This is a genomic window from Providencia sp. PROV109, from assembly GCF_033681625.1.
Taxonomy (GTDB): domain Bacteria; phylum Pseudomonadota; class Gammaproteobacteria; order Enterobacterales; family Enterobacteriaceae; genus Providencia; species Providencia hangzhouensis.
Map to the genome: position 1 here is coordinate 2,208,983 of NZ_CP096320.1, position 16,747 is coordinate 2,225,729.

The window sequence follows — 16,747 nt, forward strand, 5'->3', positions numbered from 1 at the left end:
CATTGGCAGCGCTATGGCTGCCATAATTTGTCAATTTAAAATGAATATAAAGATGCTACTGATTTACCAAGCTTTTCAGCAAGCTCAGATGCCGCATATCTATCCATGATCACTTCGATATAGGCCGCATGGTTCGATAGCTCGGCTTGTTTAATCGCATTGTCTAATTCAATACAGTTGGTAACACGCTGACAATACCAATCTTTACAGCCTAATGCCGCGGGAAGCTGTGCATAATTCCACTGGGGTAAGTCGTTGTAATAGGCTTCAGGGTTTTTACACAAAAGCCGCTCAATTAAATAGCCGTCATTATTTAGGACAAAAATAATGGGTTTTAAGCCAAAACGGGCAAACTGGCTAATCTCTTGGGCAGTGAGTTGGTGAGAACCTTCTCCAGTTACTAAAATCACCCGTTTGTGTGGCTCAGCTATTGCTGCACCAAATGCAGCAGGAGTGGCCCAACCGATAGAGCCCCACAAGGTTTGGTTATGAAACTGTGCATTTTCAGGTAATAAAGCAAAACCTAACCCCATGGATGCAGTTCCCGTTTCTGCAATAATAATATCGTTCTTACGGAACATTTTTTCTAGGCGAGGGTACAAATATGAGGCAGTAATTTGGCCATTTTCACCTTGTTGTGGAGATCCTAAATCTTGGGCTTTGATCCCAACATGGTTCAGTGAGGGCACAAGTTCTTTTAATTTATGTAACACATCTTTCATCAATACATTTGGATAGATAGCAGAGCCCACTTTCACGTGGTCAGAAAGAATGTTAATACAGCTTTCAGGGGCAATAGCTGCCGTGAAGCTGCCGGAGTTGAAGTCCGTTAATACTGCACCGATCCCCATAACACAGTCACAACTCTCGACAAATTCTCTCACTTCAGGATTCATTAGTTTTCCGTTATAAATCCCCATATATCGAGAGTTAGATTCGCTTAAGACCCCTTTATCCATAAACATAGTGGCATAGGGTAGGCCAGTTTTCTGAATAATAGCCTCAACATCAGTCGTTAAGCCGAAACGTGCTGTTAAAATTCCAGGAATAATGCAGGCTTTTGTACTCGATGTGAGCTTTTCGACAATAGCTGTAACGGCAGCTGATAATGTCCTGCTATGACTTTTATTTATAGTGATAGTTTCAGATGTTTTATCTGCTTTAACTGGCATAACAGCGTAGTCAGAAGGGAAACCTAAATAAACGGGTCGAGATTTTTGTAAAGCGCTTGTAATTAAGCGCTCTGTCTCGGCAATACAGTTTTCAGGCGTTAAAATAGCGTGAGCACAGCTTAAGTGTTGGCTCATTTGATAAAATACATCGAAATCACCATTTCCTAGAGTGTGGTGAACTAAACGGTGGTTTTTTTGAACCCCACTTGCTGGCATACCAACAAGGTGAAAAATGGGAAGATGTTCGGCATAAGCGCCTGCAATACCATTTAAAGCACTAAGTTCGCCGACACCAAAAGTCGTCGATAATGCCGCTGCACCTTTCACGCGGGCGTAGCCATCTGCAGCATATGAAGCATTAAGTTCATTGCAGTTGCCAATCCAGCGCATATTTTCACTTTCACATACTGCATCTTCAATAGGGAATGCGTAGTCACCAGCAACACCAAAAATATCGTGAATACCGATTTGGTAAAGTCTGTCCAATACGTATTCGATAACCGTCTTATTCATCATGCTGATCTCCATTAATTGCTTAGCTAATAATTCTAAATTGAATTATTTTTATCGTTTATTGTGCTTTAAAGGAAATCACTTAAACTCATTCTATCTATAACTAAAAATCATAGGGGGTGGAATGGACATTCGTTCATTACGTTATTTTGTTGAAGTCGTACAGCTCAATGGTTTTAGTCGTGCGGCAGAAAGTTTATTTGTAACGCAACCGGCGATTAGCCGCAGTATTAAAAAATTAGAAGATGAGCTTGGTTATACCTTGCTGATTAGGGAAGTCGATGGCGTTAAATTAACGGAGGAAGGGGACATTTTATTGGCTCATGCGAAGCAAATTCTTTCACAGTTTAGCTGTATGAAGAAAGCGTTACAGGAAAGGTCGGGTCCTATATCTGGTGTGCTACCTGTTGGGCTACCTCCCGTGATAGCATCGACCTATTTTGCTGACATTATTATGGCTTTTAGCCAACGTTACCCACAGGTGGAACTGAAAATTCTTGAGTTAGGTACCCGTAAAATGCGTGAGGCAATGTTAAATGGTGAAGTTGAAACTGCCGCGGTGATGTTACCTTTTGCTGATGACCGCTTTGAAGTACACCCCTTTTCAACGGACCGATTAATGCTATTAGTCAGCAAACAACATCCACTCGCGATCCGTGAATTTGTTAAATTTAGTGAAATAGTCGATGAGCCTTTTATTTTCTTTTCTGATGATTTTCTAATTAATGAACTGGTTGTCAGTGCTTGCGGTGTTTATGGCAAAAAGCCCACTATTTCCGGACGCAGTAGCCATTTAGATTTGGTAACTGCCATGGTAAGAGCAGGGGTAGGGGTAACGCTACTGCCAGATAGTATGTGGCAGAATACCAGTTCAGTGGGATTATCCGTTATTCCAGTTATTGAGCCAATATTGGCTTACGATATTGCTTTAGCGACAGTAAAAAACCACCACCAAAGCCGTCGTGCCAAAGCATGGCATGATTTGGCGTTAACTATATTAAAGGCCAATAGGGCAAGATGAGGCAGTTAGTCCTGTATTGCTAAGTCTTGCATTAAACCGCCCAAAAATATTCATTTATTAATGAATATTGCTAAGGTTTAAATATTTATCTTAATTAAAAATTTTCTTTAATAAACAGAATCTATTGAGATTATAAAATAATTACATAAGAAATTATTTTTGATTTAAATCACATATGCGGAATATTGTTCATACATTAATGAATTAAAGGCGCTATTGTTAAGCAAATGAAAATAAATTGTTTATTTTATTTGGCGGGGTGACAAATGAGCGCAGTAAAATATGATTATATTATTGTAGGTGCGGGTTCTGCCGGTTGTGTTCTTGCTGCTCGGTTGATCCAAGAAACGCAATCTAGAGTATTACTTATCGAAGCGGGCGATAGCGATAACCATTTGTTTATTCGTATGCCTGCAGGTGTAGCTAAAATTATCGCCCAAAAAAGCTGGCCTTATGAAACTGAGCCAGAGCCTCATGCTAATAACCGTAAAATGCAAATTGCCCAAGGGAAAGTATTGGGGGGAAGTAGTTCTGTCAATGGAATGATTTATATCCGAGGACAGAAACAAGATTATGATAATTGGGCTCTAAACTATGGTTGTGAAGGTTGGGGATATGCGGATGTATTGCCATGGTTTAAAAAAGCAGAGAACAATGAAAGCCTGACAGGGGAACATCATGGAACAGAAGGCCCACTTCCTGTCAGTGAAAATAGATATCGGCACCCATTATCAATGGCATTTATTCGTGCAGCACAAGAGCATGGTCTTCCTTATCTCAATGATCTTAATGGAGAAAGCCAGCAAGGAACAAGCTTTTACCAGACGACAACGCATAATGGAGAAAGAGCCAGTACATCAAGAACCTATTTAAAATCAGTGGAAAAGAATGATAAGTTGACATTAAAGCTTGGCACTCAAGTGAACCGTATTATAATTCGCGATGGCCGCGCTATTGGTGTTGCTTATCAAGGGAAAAATGGCCATGAAGTTGAGGCATTCGCTAGTTGCGAAGTATTGGTTTGTTCTGGTGCGATGGGCTCTGCAAAATTATTGATGCTGTCAGGAATCGGGCCAGAGGAGCACCTATCTTCGTTGGGGATTGATACTCATGTGAATCTGCCTGTTGGCCAAAATTTTCATGACCACCTACATATGTCAATTAACGTCACGACTAAGCAACCAATTAGCTTATTCGGCGCAGACCAAGGTCTAAATGCGATTAAACACGGGGTAGAGTGGATAGCATTTCGCAGTGGACTGCTCACCTCTAACGTTTTAGAAGGCGCTGCATTTAAAGACAGTTGCAGCCAAGGTCGTCCTGATGTACAAATTCATTTTTTACCTATTTTAGATAGTTGGGATGATGTTCCTGGCGAACCTCTACCCGCCGCCCACGGCTTTTCTTTAAAGGTCGGGTACCTGCAACCTAAGTCCCGTGGTGAAGTTTTATTGCGCAGCGCAGACCCACAAGCACCACTAAAGATACATGCTAATTATCTTGCGTCACCTGAAGATATGGAAGGTTGCAAACGGGCAGTTAAATTTGGACTGGAAGTATTGGATTGCCCTTCATTACAAGTATTAAGCAAAGAAGTTCTAATGCCGCCAGCGTCGGTGCGCCATGATGAAGCTCAACTTGAAGAGTTTGTCCGAAATTTTTGTAAAACGGTTTACCATCCTGTGGGAACTTGCCGTATGGGAACGGATACTACAACATCAGTGACTGACTTGCGGTTACGTGTACATGGTATTGAAAACTTACGTGTCGTGGACTGTTCTGTGATGCCTGAAATTCCAAGTGGAAACACAAATGCCCCAACGATCATGATTGCAGAACGCGCAGCAGCGATGATTATAGAAGATAGGAACGCAAATTAGCCTTGCGATAAGGTAATAATAGAAAAACAGCATAAAATCAAGGCAACCACCCAAACTTTATGCTGTTTCAATAATCTTACGGTACTTAGAACGATTTAACATTAAGTTGTGGTGTTATATATTAAACCGTTATTTTGCTTTATTGATTTATAGTATTTTTATATTTAATGGTTTATTTTGTACTCGCGGTATATTCATTTAATTAAATCCATCAAATAAAATAGCGTACTTTTATTAAAGTTAAATAATTTCATACAATAAATTTACTTCTCAATGACTACTATAAAGTGACATAAAGTCGTATTTCCCTTTTTTGGATAATATGCCAAAGAGCGTTATAGGTGAAGCTGACTTGATTGGCTTGGGATGATGTAGATAAACCTTACCTTCACGATAAAAATTTCGACCGTGCATAATCATTTGAAAGCTAAACAAACTATTACTGATATTCCACTTTCAATATTCCAGAAGCGGTAAATAAACCTAGTTCAATTTCTTTCCCTTCATGAAAAACTGGGGACACCGTTAATACTGGCTGTGCATAGTAAGTAAAATTACGATATTCATTAGGTAATAAAGGCGTATTATCTGCTTGAATTTTTAGTCCTAAATTAGGGTTAGATGTTTCAAGCAAATTCGTATTAAAGCTTGCACTAGAGCTTTCAAGCTTTAATTTAAGATTTGGATTACTGGATGATTTACTTCCGCAATCCAAATGATAGTCAATGTTTTTTGTATAACGTTCACTGGTAAATCCGTGTAGATTTATTTCACCAAATGAGACTTCAATAGGTTGTCCAGGGCCATTTTCACCATACACATCACAAGTGCTTTCAATAACATCCACTTTAATTGTTAATGTATAGGTTTCGGCAAGGCAAAAGCTACTAAAAAAAATAATCAGTATGTTAGTGAGAATTACAAATAGTAAAAGTGTTCTTTTTTTTATTATTTGAGTTAAAAATATCATAATGATTTATACTCCAATCGATAAATCAAATAAATTAATTTCAAGTAACTTAGATTTAATTTTTTAATTAATTACAATAGATAAAATAGCATTTCCTACCCTCGAACCTGGCTCGGGATTTCCTAATGAAGATAGAGTTGAACTAACGGAAAAGGTTAAGTTTGTATTTTTTTTAATATCCGCTTGAACTAAATTATTCAACATACATTTTCCTGAGACACATACATCTAATTGACTTTTTACACCATGTAATAAATCAACTTCATTTTCAGGTAAAAATTGAAATGTGGCACTCATATCGCCAGTACACGATATATCCCCATTAATTTTTGCTATATTTCCATTTATATTATTTGAGTTGACATTGCCATGAGATATCGTCAATGGCATAGATACATTGCAAGAAGGCAATACTGGGATCTCAGGGACATTAACTGAACAGGTTGTTCCTACATCTTTTCCATTCACAATTATTTGTAAGCATGTATCAGCATAACCTGTTGCTGATGCATGGTAATCGAAGAAATTTATATATCTAACATCAAACTGACCAAACTTAACGCCGAAGTCGGGTAATACTTCACTACAGTGCTTAGGTGTGTTTCGTGTGACTGAATAGTATTTAACAACACCTACATTATATATACTACTAAATCCAACTAGTAGAGAAATACTTGGTGTTGCCATAGAGGTTATAGAGCCTGTCGATGAGCGTCCAGTCGCAATAACTGTAATATTACACTCAGTATTCGTGCTGTTTTTTATCTCATCTGGAATATATAAAAAATAAGGGCCTAACGTTTTTGGTATAGTATAGTATGCATCATTAATAAGATTATGTAACTTACTTGTGGTGTATATACTGTTAGGATTTAATGGACTTGCACTAGTTTTATTATTAATTATAAATAGTAAAGCTAGCATCATTATTTTAAAAAAATAAATATTTTTACTTTTTAGCATTACGCTATTACCTATCAATTTTATAAATTATTATCGTGATGCTATGACGTCAATCATATAGCATTTCAAAAGCAATTAAAGCAGAAAAAGCACCAGGTATGAGTGGACCGGACGTTCTTATAGCTGAGACATAATAAATTAGGCTATTTTGGCCCGATGCAATTAACGTTGGGTTACTTTCTTTACCTATTGGTAATATTTCTCCTGCTGAATTTGCTACTTGCAACCCAAAGCCGTATGCCCCGTTGACTCGAATAATATTTGAATGTTCAGGTTCACTTGCTGCTAAAAATTTGATTTTGACCGCAGGCTGTGTGCTACTCCATACTGTTTTTCCAGTTTGGAAATTTTGAAGTTCAGTTTGAACTTGCAAGCAATTTAACAACTCAATTTGGAATGGAATAGGTTGCATCACTTGCTCAGAAGAATTTAGATCACTAAATGATAAATTTCCTAGCGAAACGGATTGGTTACTAGATTTCATAGCTAATTCGCATGGGTTTTCAGTTAAAGAGCCTGAAACATGGATAACCCCATGCTGGCCATCAACCTCCCAACCATCTGTAGGCCTGAACAGATTATTATTGTCAGCAATTGCCGGCAATACTGTGGCTAAGCAAAGTGAAATGACCATATATTTTGAACGTAACCAACGATATATTTTTGAGCTCATAAATATGTCCCCATTTAGCTTTATATTCCTTTACTATTTATTTAATAAATTTTTTGTAATAACAGAGCAGATTGTATTTTTACAATCAAAGGTTAATTTGGGGCGACCACCATAATCATTAATATAAGTAATCACGGGGGTATTACCTAATTGCTCATTTGTCATTCCAATATTGATCTCACTAAAGGGCGCAATCATAATTGGATTAAATTCTTTCGCATCCGTATTTGCATGGGCCCCTGCATTAATTATTGTGATGTAATAAGGCGTTGGGTTTTTGGCAAAAACAAGATTTCCTTTCTTTTCAAGCTGCATTTTTTCTTGCCATGGCGCACTGTTTTGCTGTGGTGCAATTGCTTCTGGACGATAAAATAATTTTATTTTTGTTTGTAATGCAATCTGTAAAGTATTTGGTTTATCACTCTTAGGTGGAATCTCTCGCATATTAAAATAGAATAAAGACTCTCTATCCTGAGGTAAGTTTTTTACATCGGGTAGAGCTTCAATTTTCATTTGACTAGATTTTCCTGGTTCTAATCGTTGAACTGGTGGTAATACAATTAATGGTGATGTTATTTTTTTACTTTCTTCATTTTCAATCCAACCTTGAGCAAGATAAGGAAGTTGCTTATTATTATTATTAATATTTAAAGAGATTGACTTGTTCTCTCCATCAAAGATGACTCTTGTTCTATCTAATGATACCGCAGCCTCTGAAAAAGCACTTAGGGTTAAAGGCCCTAAAAAAATACTCATTAATGTCTTTTTGATATTCATTTGGTTATTACCTTTCATATTACTTTTATCTATTTAAACTAAATAATCATTTGACTATTGCTTTTACTACCTCGTTGCATGGAAGTAATAAATTATCTTGAATTTCTCGATTCATTAATTCAGAGGGAAAAATTATTTCACATGACATATTTTTACCCCATGTAACATTCATTATTTCTGAAGGATGGACACCGCTTATATAAGTATTACCTAAATCACCTACAATCCCAACGTTTTGCTTTTTATGATTTGTTACTTGAGCTCCTAATGGTGGATGAGTACCATCAGTAAGTACGATAACAGCCATAATTTTCTGACCTGAAATAACCGAAAATGAACGATATCCAACAGCACCTTCAGTTAATGTTGCTTGAATAACAGATTGTTGGGCATCAATATCATCAGGTAGCTTATTTAAATCAATTTGCGCTTTATTTCGATAGTAGCTACTGACATCTGAAATAACTGCTTTCCCAAATCGGTTTGATTCAACAGGAACACCAATACCACGAATCGTAATATTTGGAACATCATCAGTATCAACTAATATACGTGCTCCCCCGAGATTATTTATTCTATGTGCAACCGTACCTTTTCCTGTTAAGGTCAAGCCACCTGAAGTGGAAAGGCCAAAAGCACTATATTGGTTATTTATATGATTCGCATTGGCTGACCAACGAGCATTGTCCCCTTGATGTGAAATAAAAGCACTTGCGGTTCCTCCTTTTCGATTTGCACCTGCACTTACCTGATAATTTGTTCTATCATCCAATCGGTCATAATAAGAAACACGATTAGTCGTATCATAGCGGCTTGTATTCATCGAATAACCAACATTTGCCCCATTACTTAGTGGGAAAGATAATGATACATAAGCGCTATCATCGGTCACACCGTTATAAAAACTACGATTTGCAGATAAGCTAATACTCATATTTTTTATTGGACCGATATCCATATATTTCGATAGCATTAAACTGTAATAATCATTATCTTTTTTATCCCAATACGTCTGATGGTTATAATTTAAATATAATGATAACCCTATATCCTGAAAATTCTTATTTACAGATATAGTGTATAGCTCTTTGCTTCCATAATTACGTAGCCCTGTTCGTTGGGTATTTAAGAAATCACTCATACTCATATAACTTCGTTCTGAAAAACGATAACCTGCAAATTGTATCTGGCTATCGAACTCTTCAAATCGTTTAGAATAGTTAACTCTGTATGAGCTCCCACTTAATGTCCCTTCACCGGATAAACGGGCGATAGACTGAGTAACATCAAATGAAAGTGCACCGAATGCGAGTAAATCTCGCCCAAATCCCATTGATAGCGCATTATAATTTTGGCTATTCAAACTACCGCCAATTAAAGACCAACCATTACTAATACCCCAAGAAAATTCACCTGTAATGAAATTTTCCCCTTCACTTTGGCGCTCGGTATTTGTTGGCTGGCCTAGCGCAAATTTATATTGAACTTGCCCAGGTCTTGTTAAATATGGCAAATTTGCGGTATCAACTTGAAACTCTTGAATTGAACCATCTTGCTCTTTAATGGCAACATTTAAAGTTCCTGTTATGGCATCACTTAAATTTTGGATACGAAAGGGACCCGGCGCAACTTGTGTTTCATACAGTATCCGTCCTTGTTGCATGACCGTCACTGTAGCATTACTTTGTGCTATCCCTGTTATTTCAGGGGCATATCCACGCAAGTTTGGTGGCATCATGCTTAATTCAGATTGCAAGCTTGCACCAATAAATCTAAAGCCATCAAAAATATTTGAAGCCAAATAGTCTTCACCCAGTACGAGTTTAGCCTTTAATTCAGATAGAGCTCGGTATGCATAAAAACGGTTCCATGTGAAATCAGATTGGTCACGTCCTTGGCTTCCTGTTGTGTGGTTATAGCGGCTTTGCCAATCAGCTCTAAACCGCCAAGCACCTAAATTGATACCTGCAACACCATTACTATTTACTGAGGATGAATTTGCTCCTCCATTATAGGAATTAGTGGCATTAGCATTCACATTATAATCAATAAGTAATGCTGATATTCCATTGTCCCAGCGAGAAGGGGGATCCCAGTTTTCTGATGTGTACTCTAGGTACGCTTGTGGAATACTGACATATAGAGATGACGTAGCTAAATCACCGCGCAGCAATAATCCTGGCAAGCTGTTTTCATTAAGGCATTGCCCTTCATGCCACCATGTTAATTTTTTTTGCGACTCAGAAGTAAGCCCGAGTAGCTTAACTATTTCTGGAGATAAACAAGGCTGACTATTATCAGGATCATACTCACCAGAATAATAGGGGATGCTAATGTCAGATATTTGTTCGTTATTGATTTTTAGCGTAAAGTTATAAACTCCGGGCATAATATAACCCGCACGAGAGAATTGGTTTAAATCAATGTTATTTTTGTCTTCTAAATCTAAAACATCAGTATTGAATTCAATATGATTATCTGCATTGATAGTTAAAGTCACACAACTGATTGTTAATCCAATAAGAATACTTAACCATTTTAATTTTGGTGTATAAATAGGTAACGAAGACATAAAACATTCCTAAAATCTAACAATAATTTATTTATTATTTAGTAATAATCTAGTTTAAAACGCAGTGATGTTTGATACTGCCCAGCACGTAAAGGTGTTTTATCTGAAATAACTTTTAACTGATAATTCAAAATATATTTCCCAGCTTTTATATCGTTCGGTAGTGTTTTTTTTCCTGGGTAAATATGTACGCCTTTCGAATCAGTTAATAATAGTGCTATACCTTGTGCTGACCCCGATACTGAAAAAAAATCCCCATTAACAGGCCCATCAAATGAAACTTCAAATGTTTTCCATGGTTCACCTGTATAAGATGTTAGTTTGCAACCAATTAATGTAATAAAAAATCATGTGCTTGTCCTTGTCCTTTTTGCTGTATTAATGATAGTGGTAAAATTCCCATGTCAATGGATTGTTCATAAGAACCAGTATCAATACTACATGCCGTATCCATAATGCTACCTTGTATTATCAGATCCATTGAGTTATTTGCAGAAGCATTTTTAAAAAAGGGTAATAGTAAAAAAAAACACAATGATAAAATAACTTCTTTTTTCTTTGTTATCATATTATAACCATTAAAATATACACCACGAGGTCTATCAACCCCGTGGTGAGATAGCATCTTATAAAAATTTATTTAATTATATGCTAATGTAAAATTAGTAACTGCTTGGAATTTCCCTGGTGTTACTGGAATAACTTTGCTTTGCGCATCAACTAACTGAAGTCCAATTAATGATGCTTGGAATTTTAATGTGTTATTCCCTTCAACATAATTTTGTTTTGCGCCAGAGTTAACTTTAATTTGAGTACCCGATGAATTCATGATCTTCACTGCGGCACCAGTAGCATCACCTGTAATCTGTAAATAACCTGTATCTTTCCCCGCTTCAGTTCCCTTGAAAGTTACCGCAACTTGATTATCACCTTTTAGGTTACAGCCTTCTAATTTAATCTGAAATGGTTGTGCTGATGATTCACCACCGTTATCTAAAGTCACATTAGATACTTGGCCTAATGGAACTTCTTGATTCTCTTCACCAGGAGCAATAGAGCATGGCGCTTCAATAATAGAACCAGAAAATGTTACCGTTCCACTCCCTGCATCAACAGCTAAAGCAGATGTACTCATTAAACCAGAAATCATAGTTGCTAAAATAATTTTTTTCATTTTTTCCTCAAACGATAAGTATAGATATACATATAAATATTTATATGCATTTTTTTAATAAAAAAATATTTAAATAAAATATATTTAAATGGACTAATAAAAATAAATTGTATCAGATGCTGATATCTTATTTTTTAAAGAAATTACATCATCCGAAGGGGATTTTTGAACTTCAGCAATAATAAGCTTAATGACTCTTTCAAATGGACAATCGAGTGCTACGCTTAAATTAAATAACATATCAATACTAATTTTATTTATTCCACGTTCATAACGTGACATTTGTTGCTGTGAAACATTTACTTGTTTTGCTAGTTCACAAGCAGAAATACCATTCTCTTTACGTATTTTTCTTATAACTAATCCACAGTAAATAGAAAATAGATTATCTTGTGTTTCATATTTGGATATGACTCTATTAACTTTACTCATAATTAATAACAAGGTCTCAGTTTAATAATTTATAATTTGTTGTGCTCTTATATATTCCCTTTAAGTGCTTACAATTATAATGAGTAGTATTTTTTAAATCAAACCACGAAAAAGAATAGAGTCTATTTAATTGGCTATATTTACACTTTTTACAATTCAGTTGTTTTTCTTATCTAACAATAAGTTATAAACATTTAAAGTTTTTAACAATTTTTTTAAAATCAAATTTAGAAGTTAGCTTGTTAGTTTATTAGGCTTGGTTTGACATAAAAAAAAGTATTTTTATCTGAAATTAACAAATTTTAATAAATCCTCTTAGATTGTAACAAAATAACTTGATTTCAATCAAAAACACACACATAAGGAGTGATTATGTAATTTGAAAAACGAAAGACTTTAGAAAAAAGACAGTAAAATCAAGTGATTAATTAATACTCTCATTTGGAGTAAAAATCTACAAAAAAATACAATTAAATCATTATAGTAGCTAGCAGAGATGATGTGTGGCTTCTTATCATTACATCAATAGCCTTACTTATCTAAATATTTATACCTCCATAGCCGAGACACTATAGGGTTCTATCTGCTTAAATTTTTTGTTACGGGCTCTTCTAGCTTACTTTATATCTAGTAAGAGAGTTACTGCAGAGTAGTAAACAAGTACGGATATGTGTCGTTTTTTACCATAATGTTTTATTTTAAGATATGACTTAGGGCGGTCATTAGTCTGATATTTTTTAACTTGGCTTTGTTAGCCTGTAAATTCAAATTGTTATGAAAGTAAGCTAGATTCTATTTATTTAGAAAGAGAAGGAGAACCAATAGTGAGTTTTTATGATATAACAGGAGGGAAAACAGCATAGTATTATATTTATAAATTAAATATTATGCTGTTTTTTTGATTAATGATACTTTTTAGTTGGGTGCAAATCTAAAATATAGGCTTACACATTAAACAGGAAGTTGAGCACATCGCCGTCTTTCACGATGTAATCTTTTCCTTCTGCGCGCATTTTACCTGCTTCTTTAGCACCTTGTTCGCCACGGTATTGGATAAAGTCATCAAATGCAATAGTTTGCGCGCGAATAAAGCCTTTTTCGAAGTCAGTATGGATTTTACCCGCAGCTTGTGGCGCAGTTGCACCAACAGGGATAGTCCACGCACGCACTTCTTTAACACCGGCAGTAAAATAGGTTTGCAGGTTTAATAACTGATATCCAGCACGAATAACACGGTTAAGACCCGGCTCTTCAATACCTAAATCCGCCATAAATTCATCGCGCTCTTCGTCTTCAAGTTCTGCGATATCAGACTCAATCGCTGCGCAGACAGGAACAACCACAGAGCCTTCAGCTTCTGCGATTTTATACACCACATCTAAGAACGGGTTATTTTCAAAACCATCTTCATTAACGTTAGCAATGTACATGGTTGGCTTTAATGTTAAGAAGCTCAAGTAGCGGATAGCCGCTTTATCTTCATTAGATAAATCTAATGTGCGTAACATGCCTGCTTGCTCTAAGTGCGGCAAACATTTCTCTAATGCTTCTAATTCCGCTTTTGCGTCTTTATCGCCGCCTTTTGCACGTTTTTGGACACGGTGAATAGCGCGCTCACAAGTATCAAGGTCAGCAAGTGCTAATTCAGTATTAATGACTTCAATATCTGCGGCAGGGTCAACTTGGCCTGCAACGTGAATGATATTGTCGTTTTCAAAACAACGAACAACATGGCCAATGGCTTCGGTTTCACGGATATTCGTTAAAAATTGGTTACCTAGGCCTTCACCTTTGGATGCACCTTTCACTAAGCCCGCGATATCAACGAATTCCATAGTCGTTGGTAATATACGCTGTGGCTTCACAATTTCAGCTAATTGATCAAGACGTGGGTCTGGCATTGGCACAACACCCGTGTTTGGTTCAATTGTACAGAAAGGGAAGTTGGCTGCTTCGATGCCGGCTTTGGTCAATGCATTAAATAGGGTGGATTTACCCACGTTAGGCAGACCAACGATACCGCATTTAAAACCCATATGTTTCTCACCTTAATAGCAAGGGGCAGCCTCACGCTGCACCCAATGTTTAGAAATTGGCGCTGATTATACACAAAAAGTTGATTCGGATGAAATGAACTCTTATGAGGTTGCTTTAAAACCATGTAAACGATTGATGGCTTTGTCCATCCCATCAGCCAGGAGAATATCTGTGCACCTAGCTGCTTCATCAATCGCATCATCAATGAGCTTTTGTTCAGATAAAGGCGGTTTGCCCAAAACAAAACCAACAACTTTATTTTTATCACCCGGATGACCAATACCAATGCGTAAACGATAAAAATTCGGGTTATTGGCGAATTTGCTTTGAATATCTTTCAACCCATTGTGCCCGCCATTACTGCCACCTAACTTCATTTTAGCCACACCTGGTGGTAAATCGAGCTCATCATGGGCGACTAAGATCTCATCGAGATTGATGCGATAAAAATTAGCTATAGCGGCAACAGATTTACCACTTAGATTCATAAAGGTGGTTGGAACCAGCAGACGGATATCGTTACCATTCATATTAATGCGAGCGGTATAACCAAAAAATTTAGCTTCTTCTTTCAATGGCTGATTATGGCGCTCAGCCAGTAAATCAACATACCATGCACCTGCATTATGGCGCGTTTGTGCATATTCAGCACCTGGATTGGCAAGTCCAACAATTAACTTAATTTTGCTCACGGCGATGATTTCACTATCAGTTATGAAAATAATGCCTTAGTTTACCTTGTGAAATACAGGATGTACAAAATTGTGATAGATAAAAGTCACTATGATTATAATTGCCGAATAAACTATTCGGATTTTCTGGGTTTTTGATAAAAAGCACTTTTTGTACAGATATTCTTGCTAACTTCCTTCCTTGTGATGTCTATCGCAAAAAATTTTACTTAATGCACTATAATCATTACATAAATATAAAGTATGACCGAATTTATTTACACATGCTTGCTTATCAGTTTACTGGTACTGGAGGTATATATGAAACGGAAAAGCGCTCATCTTCTTGGTAATGTCTTCATGGGAATCGGAATGGTGTTGATGATCGGGAGTATTGGTGTCAACTTATTCTCTCATATTGTTAACTTAGGCCTTTCAGAACTTATTACCAATGGTTCCTTATTCGGCATTTTTATCGGTGCGATGGTATGGTTAGTCGGTGCAAGGATCGGCGGCCGTGAAAAAGTTGCAGACCGTTACTGGCAGTTAAAACAACAATATCATTCACGCAGAGATAATCACCGCTATCCATAAATAGCCTAGAGCAATTAATTGCTGATAATGGTGAATAAGTTTGATAATTAGGCATTAAGAAGAGTGAAATTCCAAAGAATTTTGCTCTTTTGTCGTGAAGATTGTGAGTTATTTTAGATGGCTATTTTTATCGTTTTATTACGTGAAATCACCACTATGATTGGCGATAGAATATAAACATAGGCATCGATGGTTTCTTTCCTGCCAAAATCATAAAGCCCCTGCAAATTACATTGCAGGGGCTTATATTTTTTATTGTGACTTTTTCATTATGGTTGAACGCTAAAACCCAATATTGGAGAATTAGTGCTCAAACATTGCTGAAATTGACTCTTCGTTGCTGATACGACGGATAGCTTCAGCTAACATACCTGAAAGCGTTAAGGTGCGAACATTGCTCAGCGCCTTGATTTCAGGAGAAAGAGGTATAGTGTCACAAACAATGACTTCATCAATGACTGAATTTTTGATGTTGTCTACAGCATTACCTGAGAAAATCGGGTGTGTTGCGTATGCAAATACACGTTTAGCACCACGTTCTTTCAGTGCTTCAGCTGCTTTACACAGAGTACCACCGGTATCAATCATATCGTCCACTAAGATGCAATCACGACCTGAAACATCACCAATGATATGCATAACTTGAGAAACGTTCGCACGTGGGCGGCGTTTGTCAATAATGGCCATATCAGTGTCATTCAGGAGTTTTGCGATAGCTCTAGCACGTACCACGCCGCCGATGTCTGGAGATACAACGATTGGGTTTTCCAAATTCTTCTGTAACATATCTTCCAGAAGAATAGGGCTACCAAATACATTATCCACAGGAACATCAAAGAAGCCCTGGATCTGCTCTGCGTGTAAATCGACAGTGAGCACACGGTCTACACCTACACTTGACAGAAAATCGGCAACAACTTTAGCGGTGATTGGTACACGGGCAGAACGTACGCGACGATCCTGTCTTGCATAACCGAAGTAAGGGATAACAGCGGTAATACGACCAGCAGATGCACGGCGTAGCGCATCGACCATAACAACCAGTTCCATCAGGTTATCATTGGTTGGTGCACAAGTTGACTGGATGATAAAAATATCACCACCGCGAACATTTTCATTAATTTGAACACTGACTTCGCCGTCGCTAAAACGACCAACAGCCGCGTCTCCAAGATTAGTGTAAAGGCGGTTAGCAACACGTTGTGCTAGTTCCGGTGTAGCGTTACCAGCAAAAAGCTTCATATCGGGCACGAGAAAAACCTCAGGCTTGCGTCCAGAGAGATATTGTTGACCAATAG

At 37.1% G+C, this 16,747-nt stretch carries 15 protein-coding genes; 3 read left to right on the forward strand and 12 right to left on the reverse strand.

All coding sequences use genetic code 11. The features are described 5' to 3' along the window. Window positions 1-35: 35 nt before the first annotated feature. Entirely contained in the window at window positions 36-1,685 is a 1,650-nt protein-coding gene (locus tag M1F25_RS10220) for an alpha-keto acid decarboxylase family protein (protein WP_094962530.1), read from the reverse strand. Between the two features lie 124 nt (window positions 1,686-1,809). On the opposite strand from M1F25_RS10220, the gene M1F25_RS10225 reads away from it, so the two are divergent. Beyond that, complete coding sequence (locus tag M1F25_RS10225) at window positions 1,810-2,706, forward strand: LysR family transcriptional regulator (protein ID WP_094962501.1); 897 nt, start codon at window positions 1,810-1,812, stop codon at window positions 2,704-2,706. 266 nt (window positions 2,707-2,972) lie between these two features. Continuing rightward, window positions 2,973-4,586, forward strand: a complete 1,614-nt coding sequence (locus M1F25_RS10230; protein WP_094962502.1) for a GMC family oxidoreductase — start codon at window positions 2,973-2,975, stop codon at window positions 4,584-4,586. Between the two features lie 439 nt (window positions 4,587-5,025). On the opposite strand, the gene M1F25_RS10235 is transcribed toward M1F25_RS10230, so the two are convergent. The 10 genes from M1F25_RS10235 to pth all read right to left on the reverse strand — a co-directional run bounded on the left by M1F25_RS10235 (window position 5,026) and on the right by pth (window position 14,876). Continuing rightward, the gene (locus M1F25_RS10235; protein WP_112307004.1) at window positions 5,026-5,556 is read right to left on the reverse strand and encodes a fimbrial protein; all 531 of its coding nucleotides are present in this window, start codon (window positions 5,554-5,556) and stop codon (window positions 5,026-5,028) included. A 63-nt stretch (window positions 5,557-5,619) separates the two neighbouring features. Continuing rightward, window positions 5,620-6,519 carry a hypothetical protein gene (locus tag M1F25_RS10240; protein ID WP_004264095.1) on the reverse strand — a complete coding sequence of 300 codons (900 nt, stop codon included), beginning with the start codon at window positions 6,517-6,519 and terminating at the stop codon, window positions 5,620-5,622. A gap of 49 nt (window positions 6,520-6,568) precedes the next feature. Then, window positions 6,569-7,192 (reverse strand): fimbrial protein, encoded by a 624-nt coding sequence (locus M1F25_RS10245; RefSeq protein WP_094962505.1) that lies wholly within the window; start codon window positions 7,190-7,192, stop codon window positions 6,569-6,571. A 33-nt stretch (window positions 7,193-7,225) separates the two neighbouring features. Beyond that, window positions 7,226-7,987: a fimbria/pilus periplasmic chaperone gene (locus tag M1F25_RS10250; RefSeq protein WP_136135199.1), complete on the reverse strand. Its 762-nt coding sequence runs from the start codon at window positions 7,985-7,987 to the stop codon at window positions 7,226-7,228. A 28-nt stretch (window positions 7,988-8,015) separates the two neighbouring features. Further along, window positions 8,016-10,541: an outer membrane usher protein gene (locus M1F25_RS10255; RefSeq protein ID WP_164455706.1), complete on the reverse strand. Its 2,526-nt coding sequence runs from the start codon at window positions 10,539-10,541 to the stop codon at window positions 8,016-8,018. A gap of 331 nt (window positions 10,542-10,872) precedes the next feature. Next, window positions 10,873-11,109, reverse strand: coding sequence for a hypothetical protein (locus M1F25_RS10260; protein WP_232368745.1), 237 nt, complete (start codon window positions 11,107-11,109; stop codon window positions 10,873-10,875). A 72-nt stretch (window positions 11,110-11,181) separates the two neighbouring features. Then, window positions 11,182-11,715 (reverse strand): fimbrial protein, encoded by a 534-nt coding sequence (locus M1F25_RS10265; RefSeq protein WP_094962509.1) that lies wholly within the window; start codon window positions 11,713-11,715, stop codon window positions 11,182-11,184. A 93-nt stretch (window positions 11,716-11,808) separates the two neighbouring features. Further along, window positions 11,809-12,147: a helix-turn-helix domain-containing protein gene (locus M1F25_RS10270; protein ID WP_004264112.1), complete on the reverse strand. Its 339-nt coding sequence runs from the start codon at window positions 12,145-12,147 to the stop codon at window positions 11,809-11,811. 944 nt (window positions 12,148-13,091) lie between these two features. Further along, window positions 13,092-14,183, reverse strand: coding sequence for a redox-regulated ATPase YchF (gene ychF / locus M1F25_RS10275; RefSeq protein ID WP_094962511.1), 1,092 nt, complete (start codon window positions 14,181-14,183; stop codon window positions 13,092-13,094). A 102-nt stretch (window positions 14,184-14,285) separates the two neighbouring features. Continuing rightward, complete coding sequence (gene pth / locus M1F25_RS10280) at window positions 14,286-14,876, reverse strand: aminoacyl-tRNA hydrolase (RefSeq protein ID WP_094962512.1); 591 nt, start codon at window positions 14,874-14,876, stop codon at window positions 14,286-14,288. 300 nt (window positions 14,877-15,176) lie between these two features. On the opposite strand from pth, the gene ychH reads away from it, so the two are divergent. Then, window positions 15,177-15,449: a stress-induced protein YchH gene (gene ychH / locus M1F25_RS10285; protein WP_004910602.1), complete on the forward strand. Its 273-nt coding sequence runs from the start codon at window positions 15,177-15,179 to the stop codon at window positions 15,447-15,449. A gap of 303 nt (window positions 15,450-15,752) precedes the next feature. On the opposite strand, the gene prs is transcribed toward ychH, so the two are convergent. Next, window positions 15,753-16,700, reverse strand: a complete 948-nt coding sequence (prs, locus tag M1F25_RS10290; protein WP_004910604.1) for a ribose-phosphate diphosphokinase — start codon at window positions 16,698-16,700, stop codon at window positions 15,753-15,755. Window positions 16,701-16,747 lie beyond the last annotated feature (47 nt).